This window comes from Rhodoligotrophos defluvii, from assembly GCF_005281615.1.
GTDB classification, from domain to species: Bacteria; Pseudomonadota; Alphaproteobacteria; order Rhizobiales; family Im1; genus Rhodoligotrophos; species Rhodoligotrophos defluvii.
Genome location: NZ_SZZM01000013.1, coordinates 1 through 16,884, shown reverse-complemented (window position 1 = coordinate 16,884; position 16,884 = coordinate 1). Strand labels below are relative to the sequence as shown.

The following is a 16,884-nucleotide window of genomic DNA, read 5'->3' as shown; positions in this document are numbered from 1 at the left end:
AATCGTCCCAATGTTCACATGGGGCTTCGTACGATCAAACTTCTGCTTGGCCATCTCAAACTGTCCTTGTCATTCAGCCCTCAGGGGCAGTCACAATCCTCGCCTCGATCCCGCGATCAGGCGTATTTCGCAACCACTTCGTCCGAGACCGCCTTCGGCACTTCCGCATAGTGGTCGAAGGTCATCGTGTACTGGGCCCGTCCCTGGGACATGGACCGCAGGTTGTTCACGTAACCGAACATGTTGGCGAGCGGCACCATGGCCGTGATCACCTGGACCACGCCGCGGCTGTCGGTGCCCTGGATCTGCCCGCGCCGGGCATTCAGATCGCCGATCACATCGCCCATATACTCGTCCGGCGTCACCACCTCGACCCGCATGATCGGCTCGAGCAGCTTCAAGCCCGCCTTCTGCGCCACCTCGCGGAACGCCGCGCGAGCCGCGATTTCGAAGGCCATCACGCTCGAGTCGACGTCGTGATAGGCACCGTCCACCAGGCTGGCCTTGAGGTCGAGCATGGGAAACCCGGCGAGCACGCCGGTCTCGACGACGCTGCGAATCCCCTTCTCCACGCCGGGGACATATTCCTTCGGCACCGCACCGCCGACGATCTTCGACTCGAAGCTGAAGCCCGCGCCCTGCTCGGCCGGCTCGATCACCAGCTTCACCCGGGCGAACTGGCCAGAGCCGCCGGTCTGCTTCTTGTGGGTGTAATCGATCTCCGCCTGACGGGAGATGGTCTCGCGATAGGCCACCTGCGGCGCGCCCACCTTGGCCTCGACCTTGAACTCGCGGCGCATGCGGTCGACGATGATGTCGAGATGCAATTCGCCCATGCCGGCGATGATGGTCTGGCCCGACTCCTCGTCGGTCTTGACCCGGAACGAGGGATCCTCCTGGGCCAGCCGGTTGAGCGCGAGGCCCATCTTCTCCTGATCGCTCTTGCTGTTCGGCTCGATGGCGATCTCGATCACCGGCTCCGGGAACTCCATGCGCTCGAGAATGACCGGGTAGTTCGGATCGCACAGGGTATCGCCCGTGGTCGTCTCCTTGAGACCAGCCAGCGCCACGATGTCGCCCGCATAGGCTTCCTTGATCTCCTCGCGGTGGTTCGCATGCATCTGCAGCATGCGGCCGACACGCTCGCGCTTTTCCTTCACCGTGTTGAGCAGCTGGGTACCGGAGTCGAGCTTGCCCGAATAGATGCGGCAGAAGGTGAGCGAGCCTACGAAGGGATCGTTCATGATCTTGAAGGCGAGCAGCGAGGTCGGCTCGTTGTCGCGCGCTACCCGCGTCGCCTCGGCACCGGTCTTCACGTCCACGCCCTTGACCGGGGGAATCTCGATCGGGCTCGGAAGGTAGTCCACCACCGCATCGAGCAGCGGCTGCACACCCTTGTTCTTGAAGGCGGAACCGCACAGCACGGGATAGAAGGTCACGTCGCAGGTGCCCTTGCGGATCAGCGCCTTGAGCTTCTCCTCGTCGGGCTCGTTGCCTTCGAGATAAGCCTCCATGGCGGCTTCGTCGATCTCGACCGCCTGCTCGATGAGCTTTTCCCGGTATTCCCGCGCCTTGTCCTTGAGATCGGCCGGGATCTCCACATAATCGAATTCGGCGCCCAAGGTCTCGTCACGCCAGATGATCGCCTGCATCTTGATCAGGTCGACGCAGCCCTTGAACGTATTCTCCGAGCCGATCGGCAGCTGGATCACGAGCGGCGTCGCCCCCAGCCGGCTCTTGATCATCTCCACCGATTTGTAGAAATCGGCACCGGTCTTATCCATCTTGTTGACGAAGATCATGCGCGGCACATGATACTTCTCCGCCTGGCGCCAGACCGTCTCGGTCTGCGGCTCGACGCCGGCATTGGCGTCCAAGAGCGCGATGGCGCCGTCGAGCACGCGCAACGAGCGCTCCACCTCGATGGTGAAATCCACGTGGCCCGGCGTGTCGATGATGTTCAGGCGCTTGCCCTTCCAGAAGCAGGTGGTTGCGGCCGACGTGATGGTGATGCCGCGCTCCTGCTCCTGCTCCATCCAGTCCATGGTGGCAGCGCCCTCATGAACCTCACCGATCTTGTGGCTCTTGCCCGTGTAGAACAGGATGCGCTCGGTGGTCGTGGTCTTGCCGGCATCGATATGCGCCATGATGCCGAAATTGCGATAATCCTCGATCGGATGCGTGCGGGGCATTGCCTAGTCTCCCTCGGGCCGTTACCAGCGGTAATGCGAGAAAGCCCGGTTGGCTTCCGCCATCCGGTGGGTGTCCTCGCGCTTCTTCACCGCGGAGCCGCGATTGTTCGCCGCATCGAGAAGCTCGGCCGAAAGCCGGTCCACCATGGTGTTCTCGTTGCGAGCGCGTGCTGCAGAAATGATCCAGCGGATGGCCAGGGCCTGCCGGCGCTCGTGGCGCACCTCGACCGGCACCTGATAGGTGGCGCCACCCACACGGCGGGAACGCACCTCGATGGCCGGGCTCACATTGCCCAGGGCCTGATGGAATACCGCGACCGGATCGGTCTTGGCGCGCTGCTCGATCTTGTCGAACGCGCCATAGACGATGCCTTCGGCGACGGACTTCTTGCCGTCCCGCATCAGGTTGTTCATGAACTTGGACACGATGAGATCCCCGAATTTCGGATCCGGGTTGATCTCCCGCTTGTCTGCACGGCGGCGACGCGACATTGCTTAAGCCCTCCTGCCCAGATCACTTCGGCCGCTTGGCGCCGTATTTCGATCGGCGCTGGCGGCGGGCATTGACACCCTGGGTGTCGAGCACGCCACGGATGATATGATAACGCACGCCCGGCAGGTCCTTCACGCGGCCGCCCCGGATCAGAACCACCGAGTGCTCCTGCAGATTGTGCCCCTCGCCCGGGATGTAGGTCACCACCTCGTGCTGGTTGGTGAGGCGCACCTTGGCCACCTTGCGCAGCGCCGAGTTCGGCTTCTTCGGCGTTGTCGTATACACGCGCGTGCATACGCCCCGCTTCTGCGGGCAGGCCTCCATGGCCGGAACTTTGTTTCGCTTGCCGAGGGGGGCCCGGGGCTTGCGGATAAGCTGGTTGATCGTTGGCATTCGCGCTCTTCGTTCGTCCAACTGTTCAAGATCCAACGGCGCATCGACCGATGCTGCCGAAACACGCATTCGAGCGCTTATGCGATCGGCTTCCGCCGCTCGCCAGCGCCCTGATGACCAGAGGACCGCGAGACTTAAAGCCCCGAGGTCGTGTCCCGACTATGTCGCCGCTTACTTTAGACAGCGTTTAGGCAACGACACCTGCCTACGGCCTGCCGTCGAAAGTGCGCGGAACATACTTATCCCTCTCCCCCGCGTCAACCCTTGTATCGCGGAAAAACCAAGCAGGGCCTCAGAAATTTCGTCCAAGCACTTGGGACCGCACGTCAATAATGTTGCAATGATCTGCACCTACAATGAGAAGGATATAGTGAGACCGTCCATTCTGTCGAAGTTATTTCATGAGGGTCACATGCAAGTTCACGGAAAGGTTTGGTGGAATGAATTGCTGACGTGGAATGCCGAGGCGGCCAAGGCATTCTATGCTGATATCATGGGCTGGACCTATCGCCCCCTACAACTACCTGACAACAGCACCTACTGGATCGCGATGAAGGATGGTGCGCCGGTCTGCGGCATCTTCCAGATGACGTCCCCCGTATTTGACGGCACGCCAAACTTCTGGATCGCCTGCCTCGCCGTCGACGACATCAACCAGGCGGTTGCGCACGCCAACGGGACCGGCGGCCGGGTCATGCACGGGCCTTTCCACAGCGATCATATCGGCGAGGTTGCGCTGATTCAGGACGGTGGCGGCGCCATCGTCGCTTTCGTGCAGCCGAAGGCGGCCACGCCGGCCGAAGTGATGATCGAAGATAGGGTCGGCGCCTGATCCCACCGACGGGGCGACGGCAAAAACAAAAGCGGCCGCGCCAGGCGGCCGCTTTTTACTTGTTCGTCCCGGGAGCTCCGCAGCCCCGCCCGGCCATCCCGCGGCGGCCACCCTCCCCGGTGACCGGGAAGGGAAAGCGGGGCACACCGCGTGCACGCTAGAAGCGGTTCCGCTCTTCCTCTGAATCGCGGAACCGCCTTAAATTATTGTTTTATCACATTTTCTTTATGCGAACCGGTACCCACTTCGCTCGAAAATGCTCTAGACCGGCTGCTCCTGGGGCGAAGCGAACGGGTCGGCCACGGGCGCTGTCCCACCCGGCAAAGCCGCACCGCCCTTGCGCCGCTCCTCCAGGATAAGCTGGTCGCGCTTGTCGGCGACCTGCTTGTAGCGGGCCAACATCCGCCCGGTGCCGGCCGGAATGAGGCGGCCGACGATCACGTTTTCCTTCAAGCCCTCGAGCATGTCGGTCTTGCCGTTGACAGCTGCGTCGGTGAGAACGCGCGTGGTCTCCTGGAACGAGGCGGCCGACACGAACGAGCGGGTCTGCAGGGAGGCCTTGGTGATGCCGAGCAGCACCGGCTTGCCGGTCGCGGGCTTCTTGCCATCCGCCAACAGCTTGTCGTTGATCTCGTCCAGCTCGATCCGGTCGACCTGCTCGCCGGGGAGCAGCAGGCTGTCGCCGCCGTCCTCGATCTCCACCTTCTGCAGCATCTGTCGGACAATGACCTCGATGTGCTTGTCGTTGATCAACACGCCCTGCAGCCGGTAGACCTCCTGGATCTCGTTGATCAGGAAGCTCGCAAGCTCCTCGATCCCCTTGATCGCCAGGATGTCGTGCGGCGCCGGGTTGCCGTCCATCAGATACTCGCCCTTCTCGATGTGGTCGCCCTCCTGGACAGGCAGATGCTTGCCCTTGGGGATCAGGTACTCGACCGGTTCGAGATTGGCGTCGTCGGGCTCGATGCGGATGCGGCGCTTGTTCTTGTAGTCGCGCCCGAACTGCACCGTGCCCGAGATTTCGGCGATGATGGCGTGATCCTTTGGCCGGCGCGCCTCGAACAGCTCCGCCACCCGCGGCAGACCGCCAGTGATGTCGCGCGTCTTGGCGCTTTCCGTCGAGATACGGGCCAGCACGTCGCCCGGCTTCACTGCAGCACCCGGCTCCACCGACAGCACCGCGTCGACCGACAGGAGGTAGCGCGCCTCGCCGCCACGAGGCAGCTTGGCGATATTGCCGTCCTTGTTCTTGATGACGATGGCCGGCCTGAGATCCGCGCCGCGGGGCGAGGACCGCCAGTCCATGACCACGCGGCTGGTGATGCCGGTCGCCTCGTCCGCCACCTCCTTGACGGAGATGCCGTCCACCACGTCCTCGAAATCCACCGTGCCTTCGACCTCGGTGAGAACCGGGCGGGTATAGGGATCCCACTCGGCGAGACGGGTGCCGCGCTTGACACGGTCGCCATCGGCGACGTGCAGGCGCGCGCCGTACATCACCTTGTGATGCGCACGCTCGACGCCGTTGTCGTCGATGATGGCGATCGAGGTGTTCCGGCCCATCACCACATACCGGCCGGCACTGTCGCGACCGATATTCGGGTTGCGGATCTTGACCGTGCCCTCATGCGCCGACTCCAGGAAGGACTCGTTCAGCACCTGAGCCGTGCCGCCGATATGGAAGGTGCGCATGGTGAGCTGGGTGCCCGGCTCGCCGATCGACTGGGCGGCGATGACGCCCACCGCTTCGCCCAGGTTGACGGGCGTGCCACGCGCGAGATCGCGGCCGTAGCACTTGGCGCAGACACCGAACTTGGTGGAGCAGGTCAGAACCGAGCGGATCCGCACCTGCTGCAGGCCGGAGCGCTCGATGGCCTCGGCATGCTCCTCCATGATCTCGTGGTTCCTCGGCACGATCACCGCGCCGGTCGCCGGGTCGATCACGTCTTCCGCAGCAGTGCGGCCGAGCACGCGGCTGCCGAGCGACACCACCACCTCGCCCGCATCGATCAGCGGGCTGGTCGTGATGCTCGCCTCCGTGCCGCAATCCTCCTCGGTGATGATGGAGTCCTGCGCCACGTCCACCAGGCGGCGGGTGAGATAGCCCGAGTTGGCCGTCTTCAAGGCGGTGTCGGCCAGCCCCTTGCGGGCGCCGTGGGTCGAGTTGAAGTACTCGAGCACGGTGAGGCCTTCCTTGAAGTTGGAGATGATCGGCGTCTCGATGATCTCTCCCGACGGCTTGGCCATCAGGCCACGCATGCCGGACAGCTGCTTCATCTGCGCCGGAGAGCCGCGCGCGCCCGAATGGGCCATCATGTAGATGGAATTGATCGGCTTCTCGCGACCGCTCTCCTGTTCGAATTCGACAGCCGAGATCCGCGCCATCATCTCGTCGGCCACCTTGTCGGTGCACTTGGCCCAGGCGTCCACCACCTTGTTGTACTTCTCGCCCTGGGTGATCAGGCCGTCCACGTATTGCTGCTCGTATTCCTTGACCAGCTGCCGGGTCTCCTCGACCAGCTTCTCCTTCGTCTCCGGAATGACCATGTCGTCCTTGCCGAAGGAGATGCCCGCCTTGAAGGCGTTGTGGAAGCCGAGGCCCATGATCTGGTCACAGAAGATGACCGATTCCTTCTGCCCGCAATGGCGGTAGACGGCATCGATCATGCGGCTGATCTCGCGCTTGGTCAGCAGCTTGTTGCACAGGTCGAACGTGATCCCCGGGCGCTTCGGCAGAAGCGCGCCGATCTTCATGCGGCCCGGCGTGGTCTCATAGACCTTGGTCACCTCGTTGCCATCGGCATCGACGGAGGTGAAGCGCGCCTTGATCTTCGAATGCAAGGTGACGATCTTCGCTTCCAGCGCGTGGTCGATTTCCGCCAGATTGGCGAACACCATGCCCTCGCCCGGCTCGTTCTGCCGCATCAGCGACAGGTAGTAGAGACCGAGCACGATGTCCTGGCTCGGCACGATGATCGGCTGACCGTTGGCCGGGTGCAGCACGTTATTGGTGGACATCATCAGCACGCGGGCCTCGAGCTGCGCTTCCAGGGACAGCGGCACGTGCACCGCCATCTGGTCGCCGTCGAAGTCCGCGTTGAAGGCGGCGCAGACCAGCGGATGCAGCTGGATCGCCTTGCCCTCGATCAGCACCGGCTCGAAGGCCTGGATGCCCAAGCGGTGCAAGGTGGGCGCACGGTTCAAGAGGATCGGGTGCTCGCGGATGACCTCATCCAGGATGTCCCAGACCTCCGGCTTCTCCTTTTCCACCAGCTTCTTTGCCTGCTTGACGGTGGCCGCCAAACCCTTCGCGTCGAGACGCGAGTAGATGAAGGGCTTGAACAGCTCGAGCGCCATTTTCTTCGGCAGGCCGCACTGGTGCAGCTTGAGCTCCGGGCCGACCACGATCACCGAGCGGCCGGAATAGTCCACGCGCTTGCCCAACAGGTTCTGCCGGAACCGGCCCTGCTTGCCTTTCAGCATGTCAGCGAGCGACTTCAGCGGCCGCTTGTTGGCGCCCGTGAGCACGCGACCGCGCCGGCCGTTGTCGAACAGCGCGTCCACCGCCTCCTGAAGCATGCGCTTCTCGTTGCGGATGATGATGTCCGGCGCCTTCAGCTCGATCAGCCGCTTCAGCCGGTTGTTGCGGTTGATGACGCGGCGATAGAGATCGTTGAGGTCGGACGTGGCGAAGCGGCCGCCGTCGAGCGGCACCAGCGGGCGCAGCTCCGGCGGAATAACCGGGATCACCGTCAGGATCATCCATTCCGGGCGGTTGCCGGATTCGATGAAAGCCTCCACCAGCTTGAGCCGCTTGGCGAGCTTCTTCGGCTTGAGCTCCGAGGTCGACTCGGCAATCTCCTGACGCAGGCTGTCGCTCAGCTTCTCCAGATCGATCTCGCGCAGGAGGTCGCGGATGGCCTCCGCGCCGATGGATGCGGTGAACGCATCCTCGCCATACTCATCCTGATAGGCGATGTACTCGTCCTCGGTCAGAAGCTGGCGCGGCTTCAGCGGCGTCAGCCCCGGCTCGAGGACGATGTAGTTCTCGAAATAGAGGACCCGCTCGATCTCCTTCAGGGTCATGTCGAGCAGCAGGGCAATGCGGCTCGGCAGCGACTTGAGGAACCAGATATGCGCAACCGGCGCGGCCAGCTCGATATGGCCCATGCGCTCGCGGCGCACGCGGCTCAAGGTGACCTCGACGCCGCACTTCTCGCAGATGACGCCTTTGTACTTCATGCGCTTGTACTTGCCGCACAAGCACTCGTAGTCCTTGATGGGGCCGAAGATCCGGGCGCAGAACAAGCCGTCGCGCTCGGGCTTGAACGTCCGGTAGTTGATCGTCTCCGGCTTCTTGATCTCACCGTAGGACCAGGACAGGATCTTCTCGGGCGACGCGATCGAGATCTTGATCGAATCGAACGTCGCCGGAGGGCTTCCGGGGCTGAAAAGGTTCATGACCTCTTGATTCATCGGTCCAGGCTCCTTCGCGCGGGCAGCGCGGCTTCAAATGAATTTGCGGGGTCCGCCTGTCGCGGACGGTCGCCCGGGAATCGGCGAAGAATTCCCGGGCCGTTATGTGGGGCGACGGTCAACTTTCGGAGGTGATCAACTCGACATTGAGGCCGAGCGACCGCATTTCCTTGACGAGCACGTTGAAGCTCTCGGGGATGCCGGCCTCGAACGTGTCGTCGCCACGGACGATCGCCTCGTAGACCTTGGTGCGGCCGGCCACGTCGTCCGACTTCACCGTGAGCATCTCCTGCAACGTGTAGGCGGCGCCATAGGCTTCCAGCGCCCAGACCTCCATCTCGCCGAAGCGCTGACCGCCGAACTGAGCCTTGCCGCCCAGCGGCTGCTGGGTGACCAGGCTGTATGGGCCGATCGAGCGGGCGTGGATCTTGTCGTCGACCAGGTGGTGCAGCTTGAGGATATAGATATACCCGACCGTCACCTTCCGATCGAACGGCTCGCCCGTGCGGCCGTCATAGAGCGTCACCTGGCCGGAGGTGTCCATGCCCGCTTCCGAAAGCATGTGGACGATGTCCTCCTCCTTGGCTCCGTCGAACACGGGGGTTGCAACGGGAACGCCGCCGCGCATGCTCTCGGCGAAGGTGATCATCTCCTCCGGCGATAGCTCAGCCAGGCCGTCGGACTTGCCGTAGATGCCCTCGAGCTTCTCCTTCAGCGGCTCGATCTTGCGGTTCTCGTAGTAGATATCGCACAGCTGTGCGATCTGCTTGCCAAGACCCGCACAGGCCCAGCCGAGATGGGTCTCGAGGATCTGCCCGACATTCATGCGGCTCGGCACGCCGAGCGGGTTCAAGACCATGTCGACCGGCGTTCCGTCCTCTGCAAAGGGCATGTCCTCGATCGGCACGATCTTGGAGACCACGCCCTTGTTGCCGTGGCGGCCCGCCATCTTGTCGCCGGGCTGGATCTTGCGCTTCACCGCGACGAAGACCTTGACCATCTTCATCACGCCGGGCGGCAGCTCGTCGCCGCGCTGCAGCTTCTCGACCTTGTCGAGGAACCGCTGCTCCAGCCGCTTCTTGGAGTCCTCATACTGCTGGCGCATGGCCTCGAGCTCTGACAGCGACTTCTCGTCGGCCAGCGCAATCTCCCACCACTTCGACCGGGGCATCTCGTCGAGCTTGGCCTGATCGATGGCACCCTCGACCTTGTAGCCGCGCGGCCCGCCGGCCGCCTCCTTGCCGTTGAGGAAGTCGGCGAGACGGCCATAGGTGTTGCGATCGAGGATCGCCAGCTCGTCGTCGCGGTCCTTGGCCAGCCGCTCGATTTCCTCGCGCTCGATGGCAAGCGCGCGCTCGTCCTTGTCCACCCCGTGGCGGTTGAACACGCGCACCTCGACGATGGTGCCCTGGACGCCCGGCGGCACCCGCAAGCTGGTGTCGCGCACGTCGGACGCCTTCTCGCCGAAGATCGCACGCAGGAGCTTCTCCTCCGGCGTCATCGGGCTCTCGCCCTTCGGCGTGATCTTGCCCACCAGGATGTCGCCCGGCTTCACCTCGGCACCGATATAGACGATGCCGGCCTCGTCCAGGTTCTTGAGGGCCTCTTCACCGACATTCGGGATGTCGCGGGTGATTTCCTCCGGCCCGAGCTTGGTGTCGCGCGCCATCACCTCGAATTCCTCGATATGGATAGAGGTGAAAATGTCGTCGCGGACGGCCCGTTCCGAGATCAGGATCGAATCCTCGAAGTTGTAGCCGTTCCACGGCATGAACGCGACGAGCACGTTGCGACCGAGCGCCAGGTCGCCGAGATCCGTCGACGGACCATCCGCGATGATGTCGCCGGCCTTCACCCGGTCGCCAACCCGAACGAGCGGACGCTGGTTGATGCAGGTGTTCTGGTTCGACCGCTGGAATTTGGCGAGGTTGTAGATGTCCACGCCCGAGCGGGCGGGGTCCGTCTCCTCGGTTGCGCGGATGACAATACGGCGGCTGTCCACCTGGTCCACGATGCCGGTGCGGCGAGCGGAAATGGCCGCGCCCGAGTCGCGGGCAACCACCTCCTCCATGCCGGTGCCCACCAGCGGCGCATCGGTCTTGATCAGCGGCACCGCCTGCCGCTGCATGTTGGATCCCATGAGCGCACGGTTGGCGTCGTCATTCTCCAGGAACGGGATGAGGGCTGCCGCAACCGACACCAGCTGCTTCGGCGACACGTCCACATAGTCGAGCCGGTCGGGCGAGACCATGGTGACGTCGCCGCCGATACGGGCGGTGACCAGTTCCTCCAGGAAGCGGCCGTCGGCGTCCAGCTTCACGTTCGCCTGGCCGATATGGTATTTCGCCTCCTCGATCGCCGAGAGATAGACCACCTCGTCCGAGACGCGGCCGTCCTTGACCTTGCGGTACGGGGCCTCGATGAAGCCGTATTTGTTGACGCGGGCGAAGGTCGCCAGCGAGTTGATCAGGCCGATATTCGGGCCTTCCGGCGTCTCGATCGGGCAGATGCGGCCGTAATGGGTCGGGTGCACGTCGCGCACCTCGAAGCCCGCACGCTCGCGCGTGAGGCCCCCCGGGCCAAGGGCTGAAAGCCGCCGCTTGTGGGTGACTTCCGACAGCGGGTTCGTCTGATCCATGAACTGCGACAGCTGCGACGAGCCGAAGAATTCGCGCACCGCGGCGGCCACCGGCTTGGCGTTGATGAGGTCGTGCGGCATCACCGTGTCGATGTCGACCGAGCTCATGCGCTCGCGGATGGCGCGCTCCATGCGCACCAGGCCGACGCGGAACTGGTTCTCCATGAGCTCGCCGACCGAGCGCACCCGCCGGTTGCCGAGATGGTCGATGTCGTCGATCTCGCCCTTGCCGTCGCGCAGGTCGGTCAGGGTCTTGACCACCGCCAGGATGTCGTCGCGGGTCAGCGTGCGCAGCGTGTCCGGGCTGTGGAGGTCGAGCCGCATGTTGAGCTTCACCCGGCCCACTGCCGAGAGATCATAGCGCTCCGGATCGGAGAACAGGCCGTGGAACAGGGCCTCCGCCGTCTCGCGCGTGGGCGGCTCGCCCGGCCGCATGACGCGGTAGATCTCGAGCAGCGCCTGCTCGTAGTTCTCCACCTTGTCCGACTTCAGCGTGTTGCGGATATAGGCGCCGGTGGTGATGTGGTCGATATCGAGAATGCGCAGCTCCTCGTAGCCCGCCTCCTCGAGCACCTTCAGCATCGCCTCGTTGATCTCGTCGCCGGCTTCCGCATAGATCTCGCCGGTGTCGGGATTGACCAGCTCATCGGCCACATAGGAGCCGTAAAGGTCCTCGTTGCGCACGAGCAGTTCGGTCAGGCCTTCCTCGGCCAGCTTGCGCGCGAGCCGCGGGGTGATCTTGCGCCCGGCTTCGACCGCCACCTCGCCGGTCGCCGCGTTGATCAGGTCGCGCTCCGGCTTCACGCCGCGATAGCGCTTGGGATCGAACGGCGTGCGCCAGCCTTCGGCCGTGCGCGTATAGGTCACAGTATCGTAGAAATAGTGCAGGATCTCCTCGCCATCGAGGCCGAGGGCATAGAACAGCGTCGTCACCGGCAGCTTGCGGCGCCGGTCGATGCGCACATAGACGATGTCCTTGGCGTCGAACTCGAAGTCGAGCCATGAGCCGCGATAGGGAATGATGCGGCCGGCAAACAGCAGCTTGCCGCTGGAATGAGTCTTGCCGCGGTCGTGGTCGAAGAACACGCCGGGCGAGCGGTGCATCTGGGAGACGATCACGCGCTCGGTGCCGTTCACGACGAAGGTGCCGTTGTCCGTCATGAAGGGCATGTCGCCCATATAGACGTCCTGCTCCTTGATATCCTTCACCGACTTGGCGCCGGTCTCGTCATCCAGCTCGAACACGATCAGGCGCAGGGTCACCTTCAGCGGCGCCGCATAGGTCATGCCCCGCTGCTGGCACTCCTCGACGTCGTATTTCGGCGGCTCGAACTCGTAGCGCACGAATTCGAGCATCGCCTGGCCCGAGAAATCGCTAATGGGGAATACGGACTTGAACACGGCCTGCAGGCCTGTATCCTCGCGCCCGCCCGCCGGCTCATCCACCTGAAGGAACTGCTGGTACGATTCCTTCTGAACCTCGATGAGGTTCGGCATCTCCGCAACTTCCTGCATACGTCCAAAGAACTTGCGGACCCGCCTGCGACCGGTGAAAGTCTGAGTCATTTCGGCTCCTTTATGAGCGCTTCATTCAACGCTTTAAACGGCTTTCCGGGCAGCCCTCTGCGGCGGCTGCCTGGAAAACCGTTGGGAAACGTCCAGCTTGTTCCGACAACGGGAAGGGTATGGGCCCCTTCCCGCGCCGAATGGCATTTACTTAAGCTCAACCGTAGCGCCAGCCTCTTCGAGCTTCTTCTTGATGTCCTCGCCCTCGGCCTTGGACACGCCTTCCTTGACCGGCTTGGGCGCGCCTTCCACCAGGTCCTTGGCTTCCTTCAGGCCGAGCGCGGTGATCTCGCGGACCACCTTGATCACGTTGATCTTCTTGTCGCCGGCGGAGTTCAGCATCACCGTGAACTCGGTCTGCTCCTCGGCCGGTGCGGCCGCGCCGGCAGCAGCGCCGCCGCCGACCGCGGCGACCGCGACAGGGGCTGCGGCGGAGACGCCCCACTTCTCTTCCAGGAGCTTTGACAGCTCGGCCGCTTCGAGAACCGTCAGATTCGACAGCTCGTCAACAATCTTCGACAGATCAGCCATGTCTCTTACTTTCTTTCAATTGGTTCGAACCGGTTGTTGAAGTTGGCCGTCAAGCGGCCTCGCTCTTGGTGGCGTAGGCATTGAGGACCCGCGCCAGCTGGCCGCCGGGCGCCTGAAGCACGCCGGCGAGACGGGTGGCGGGAGCCTGAATGAGGCCGATGAGCTTGCCCCTCAGCTCGTCGAGAGACGGCAGCTCGGCCAGGGCCTTGACGCCATTGGCATCGAGAACCCGCGAGCCCAGGGCACCCCCCAGGATCACCAGCTTCTCGTTCGCCTTGGCATAGGCCACCAACGCCTTTGGCGCCGCGATCGGATCGGCCGAATAGGCCACGGCGGTCGGACCTCTGAACAGGTCCTTGATGCCGTCCGATTCCGTGCCATCAAGAGCAAGCTTGACCAGGCGGTTCTTCGCGACCTTGAATGTCGCGTTGGCCTCGGCCATACTGCCGCGCAGGGCGTTCATCTGCGCCGCGGTCAGGCCCTGGTAGCCGACCACCACGACGACGCCGGTGGTCTTGAACACCTGGTTGAGCGTGTTGATGAGCTCTTGCTTTTCAGCTCTATCCACTTGCTCTCTCCTCGTGTGCGCTCCATCCCTTTCGGGATATTGCGCGTCCACACTTGCCACCGGTGCCGACCACCACCCTCGATTAGGCTGATGGCCGCCGCCAATGGCGCCCATTGCCTGTCCCGCCATCCTTCGCCGAGAGGGATGCCGCGAAACCGAGGTTCGAACCAATCGAAGGACAAGACACCACCAGATGGTGTGTCCTGATCCGCCGATCAACCCATTCCCCGTCTCATGCAGGAGATTAAGCGCGGACACATCCACGCACCTGCAGTCTCGGACAGGTCTTCCATCCGGCCTGCCGCTCAGCAGCAGAACGGACGAAACGCCTGAACAGATCGGGTCTGGGCCCGACCAGTTCAAGCGAATCTTGTAAACGAACCCGTTCTATTACGCCGGGGCCGTCAAAGTCGCAAGGTCAACCTTGAGCCCGGGACCCATGGTCGAACTCAACGACGCCTTCTTGAGATAGGTGCCCTTGGCGCCGGCGGGCTTGGCCTTCACCACCGCGTCCACGAAGGCGCGGATATTGCCGGCCAGCGCATCCTCGCTGAAGCTCGCCTTGCCCACGCCGCCATGCACGATGCCGGCCTTCTCGACCTTGAACTCGACCGCGCCGCCCTTGGCCGCCTTGACCGCCGCGGCAACGTCCGGCGTCACCGTGCCGACCTTCGGGTTCGGCATCAGGCCGCGGGGGCCCAGCACCTTACCCAGACGGCCGACCAGCGGCATCATGTCCGGGGTGGCGATGCAGCGGTCGAAATCTACGTTGCCGCCCTGGATACGCTCCACCAGGTCCTCGGCGCCGACGATGTCGGCACCGGCGGCCTTCGCCTGCTCGGCCTTGTCGCCGCGCGCGAATACCGCCACCCGCACGTCGCGGCCCGAGCCGTTGGGCAGCTGGCAGACGCCGCGCACCATCTGGTCCGCATGGCGCGGGTCGACGCCCAGGTTGAGCGCGATCTCGATGGTCTCGTCGAACTTGGCGACCGCGCGCTCCTTGAGCAGCTTCAGCGCCTCTTCCAGCGGGTAGGCCCGGTTCCGGCTGAGGCCTTCATTGATCTTGGCAATGCGCTTTGCAACCTTGGCCATGGTTTACTCCACCACCTGCAGGCCCATGGAACGGGCCGAGCCCGCGATGATCTTCGCCGCCTGGTCGAGGTCCCGGGCGTTGAGGTCCTTGAGCTTGGCCTGGGCGATCTGGCGCACCTGCTCCATGGTGACCGAGCCGACATTGGCACGGCCCGGCTCCTTCGAGCCCTTGGCCACCTTCGCCGCCTGCCGCAGCAGGTAGCTCGCCGGCGGGGTCTTGATCTCGAAGGTGAACGACTTGTCCTGATAGACGGTGATCACCGTCGGGCAGGGCGCGCCCTTTTCGAGATCCTGGGTGGCCGCGTTGAAGGCCTTGCAGAATTCCATGATGTTCAGGCCGCGCTGACCGAGCGCCGGCCCGATCGGGGGCGACGGGGTGGCCGAAGCCGCAGGCACCTGCAGCTTGATATAGCCGGTTACTTTCTTCGCCATTTCGTCCTCTCCGCCGGATTATCGCCGGCATTCACGTTGCAGAGGGTGGTGGTGCGGCCCCATGCACTTGTCGCCGCCGCAGGCTGGCGGGGCGATCAGGCCTCCCACCGGTTAACGGGAGATTGAGAGATTGCTTGCGTCAGACCTTCTCCACCTGCCCGAACTCGAGCTCGACCGGCGTTGGCCGGCCGAAAATGGACACGGCCACCTTGAGCCGTGAGCGCTCCTCGTCGACCTCTTCCACGAGACCGTTGAACGAGGCGAAGGGCCCGTCCGACACCTTGACCTGCTCGCCCACCTCGAACATGACCGAGGGCCGCGGCCGCTCGACGCCTTCCTTCACCTGGTGGAGGATGCGTTCGGCTTCCGCATTGGAGATCGGGATCGGCTTGTTGTCGGAGCCGAGGAAACCGGTCACCTTGGGGATGTTGCGGATCAGGTGATAGGCCTGGTCCGTCATCTCCATCCGCACCAGCACGTAGCCCGGGAAGAACCGCCGCTCGGTCGTCACCTTGCGGCCGCGACGCACCTCGACCACCTCCTCGGTCGGCACCAGGATCTCCTCGAAGAGGTGCTCCAGGCCCTGCTGCGCCGCCTGCTCCTTCAGCGTCTCGGCCACCTTCTTCTCGAAGTTTGAATAGGTGTGAACGATGTACCAGCGCTTAGCCATTCTTCCCAGCCCTATTCACGCCCTGATCCCGAGCACGTAGCCCACGGCGAAACTCAAGATCTCGTCCACCACGAGGAAAAAGATGGAGGCGAGCACCACCATGATCATCACCATCGCCGTGGTGATCATCGTCTCCTTGCGCGTCGGCCAGGTCACCTTGGCCAATTCGGCCCGGACCTGCTGCACGAACTGGAATGGATTGGTCTTCGCCATAGTCACTCCACTGCCTCGGCGGCCTTGCGCCACCAGAGGCGTGCTCGCCTTGAATTCCACAAACGCCAGAAGACGCGCTGGGGGCCTCAGCGGCCGCAGCCAGTCGCGTCATTCTGTTCTGGCAGGGGCGGAGGGTCTCGAACCCCCGACCTGCGGTTTTGGAGACCGCCGCTCTACCAACTGAGCTACACCCCTAAACTCTTGACCGGTTCGCGACCGAACCAGTCCGGCTGACGCATCAGCCGGCGCATCCTTATCACCGGATACGCCGGCTGACCAGTCCCAAGTCGGACGGTAGAGGCAGGCCGCTTTGCGCCGCCCTGCCCCAGCCCTGGGTCCTGAGGTCGGGCACGGGAGCCCGACCNGCGTGATCAGCTCAACGCTCATCGACACGTTGTCGCCCGGCATCACCATCTCGACGCCTTCCGGCAGCGTCACAACACCCGTCACGTCCGTCGTCCGGAAGTAGAACTGCGGACGGTAGTTGGTGAAGAACGGCGTGTGACGTCCACCCTCCTCCTTCGTCAGGATGTAGGCTTCCGCCGTGAACTTCTTGTGCGGCTTCACCGAGCCGGGCTTGCACAAAACCTGGCCCCGCTCCACCATGTCCCGGTCGATGCCGCGCAGCAGCGCACCGATATTGTCGCCCGCCTCCCCCTGATCGAGCAGCTTGCGGAACATCTCGACGCCCGTCACCGTGGTCTTGCGCGTGTCGCGGATCCCGACAATCTCCACTTCCTCGCCGACCTTCACGACACCGCGCTCGATCCGGCCCGTCACAACCGTCC

General features: G+C 63.7%; 12 protein-coding genes, 1 tRNA gene and 1 pseudogene. 1 reads left to right on the top strand and 13 read right to left on the bottom strand.

The features are described from left to right. Positions 1–116: 116 nt before the first annotated feature. The 3 genes from fusA to rpsL are packed head-to-tail and all read right to left on the bottom strand — an operon-like array spanning position 117 to position 3,078. The gene (gene fusA / locus E4P09_RS25610; protein ID WP_137392501.1) at positions 117–2,192 is read right to left on the bottom strand and encodes an elongation factor G; all 2,076 of its coding nucleotides are present in this window, start codon (positions 2,190–2,192) and stop codon (positions 117–119) included. A 21-nt stretch (positions 2,193–2,213) separates the two neighbouring features. Then, positions 2,214–2,684: a 30S ribosomal protein S7 gene (rpsG, locus tag E4P09_RS25605; protein WP_137392500.1), complete on the bottom strand. Its 471-nt coding sequence runs from the start codon at positions 2,682–2,684 to the stop codon at positions 2,214–2,216. A 22-nt stretch (positions 2,685–2,706) separates the two neighbouring features. Then, the gene (gene rpsL / locus E4P09_RS25600) at positions 2,707–3,078 is read right to left on the bottom strand and encodes a 30S ribosomal protein S12 (protein ID WP_137392499.1); all 372 of its coding nucleotides are present in this window, start codon (positions 3,076–3,078) and stop codon (positions 2,707–2,709) included. A 445-nt stretch (positions 3,079–3,523) separates the two neighbouring features. Here rpsL and E4P09_RS25595 point away from each other — a divergent pair, with 445 nt between their 5' ends. After that, entirely contained in the window at positions 3,524–3,910 is a 387-nt protein-coding gene (locus tag E4P09_RS25595) for a VOC family protein (protein WP_137392498.1), read from the top strand. Positions 3,911–4,171: 261 nt separating this feature from the next. Here E4P09_RS25595 and rpoC read toward each other — a convergent pair whose 3' ends face one another. The 10 genes and pseudogenes from rpoC to E4P09_RS26935 form a co-directional block, all read right to left on the bottom strand. After that, positions 4,172–8,386, bottom strand: a complete 4,215-nt coding sequence (rpoC, locus tag E4P09_RS25590; protein WP_137392497.1) for a DNA-directed RNA polymerase subunit beta' — start codon at positions 8,384–8,386, stop codon at positions 4,172–4,174. A 118-nt stretch (positions 8,387–8,504) separates the two neighbouring features. Beyond that, complete coding sequence (rpoB, locus tag E4P09_RS25585) at positions 8,505–12,590, bottom strand: DNA-directed RNA polymerase subunit beta (protein WP_137392496.1); 4,086 nt, start codon at positions 12,588–12,590, stop codon at positions 8,505–8,507. A 147-nt stretch (positions 12,591–12,737) separates the two neighbouring features. After that, positions 12,738–13,121, bottom strand: coding sequence for a 50S ribosomal protein L7/L12 (gene rplL / locus E4P09_RS25580; RefSeq protein ID WP_137392495.1), 384 nt, complete (start codon positions 13,119–13,121; stop codon positions 12,738–12,740). Positions 13,122–13,170: 49 nt separating this feature from the next. Then, entirely contained in the window at positions 13,171–13,689 is a 519-nt protein-coding gene (gene rplJ, locus E4P09_RS25575; protein WP_137392494.1) for a 50S ribosomal protein L10, read from the bottom strand. Positions 13,690–14,079: 390 nt separating this feature from the next. Continuing rightward, entirely contained in the window at positions 14,080–14,781 is a 702-nt protein-coding gene (gene rplA, locus E4P09_RS25570; protein WP_137392493.1) for a 50S ribosomal protein L1, read from the bottom strand. 3 nt (positions 14,782–14,784) lie between these two features. Next, positions 14,785–15,213, bottom strand: a complete 429-nt coding sequence (rplK, locus tag E4P09_RS25565) for a 50S ribosomal protein L11 (protein WP_137392492.1) — start codon at positions 15,211–15,213, stop codon at positions 14,785–14,787. Positions 15,214–15,352: 139 nt separating this feature from the next. Continuing rightward, positions 15,353–15,883, bottom strand: a complete 531-nt coding sequence (gene nusG / locus E4P09_RS25560; protein ID WP_137392491.1) for a transcription termination/antitermination protein NusG — start codon at positions 15,881–15,883, stop codon at positions 15,353–15,355. A gap of 15 nt (positions 15,884–15,898) precedes the next feature. Beyond that, the gene (gene secE, locus E4P09_RS25555; protein WP_137392490.1) at positions 15,899–16,096 is read right to left on the bottom strand and encodes a preprotein translocase subunit SecE; all 198 of its coding nucleotides are present in this window, start codon (positions 16,094–16,096) and stop codon (positions 15,899–15,901) included. A gap of 119 nt (positions 16,097–16,215) precedes the next feature. Next, positions 16,216–16,291: transfer RNA gene (locus tag E4P09_RS25550), tRNA-Trp, on the bottom strand. A 177-nt stretch (positions 16,292–16,468) separates the two neighbouring features. Next, positions 16,469–16,876 (bottom strand): annotated as a pseudogene (locus tag E4P09_RS26935) (EF-Tu C-terminal domain-related protein); the annotation flags it as partial. Between the last annotated feature and the right edge of the window lie 8 nt (positions 16,877–16,884).

Coding starts and splice junctions, on each gene's coding strand:
- fusA (WP_137392501.1), bottom strand. CDS start 2,192: ATGCCCCGCACGCATCCGATCGAGGATTATCGCAATTTCGGCATCATG.
- rpsG (WP_137392500.1), bottom strand. CDS start 2,684: ATGTCGCGTCGCCGCCGTGCAGACAAGCGGGAGATCAACCCGGATCCG.
- rpsL (WP_137392499.1), bottom strand. CDS start 3,078: ATGCCAACGATCAACCAGCTTATCCGCAAGCCCCGGGCCCCCCTCGGC.
- rpoC (WP_137392497.1), bottom strand. CDS start 8,386: ATGAATCAAGAGGTCATGAACCTTTTCAGCCCCGGAAGCCCTCCGGCG.
- rpoB (WP_137392496.1), bottom strand. CDS start 12,590: ATGACTCAGACTTTCACCGGTCGCAGGCGGGTCCGCAAGTTCTTTGGA.
- rplL (WP_137392495.1), bottom strand. CDS start 13,121: ATGGCTGATCTGTCGAAGATTGTTGACGAGCTGTCGAATCTGACGGTT.
- rplA (WP_137392493.1), bottom strand. CDS start 14,781: ATGGCCAAGGTTGCAAAGCGCATTGCCAAGATCAATGAAGGCCTCAGC.
- rplK (WP_137392492.1), bottom strand. CDS start 15,213: ATGGCGAAGAAAGTAACCGGCTATATCAAGCTGCAGGTGCCTGCGGCT.
- nusG (WP_137392491.1), bottom strand. CDS start 15,883: ATGGCTAAGCGCTGGTACATCGTTCACACCTATTCAAACTTCGAGAAG.
- secE (WP_137392490.1), bottom strand. CDS start 16,096: ATGGCGAAGACCAATCCATTCCAGTTCGTGCAGCAGGTCCGGGCCGAA.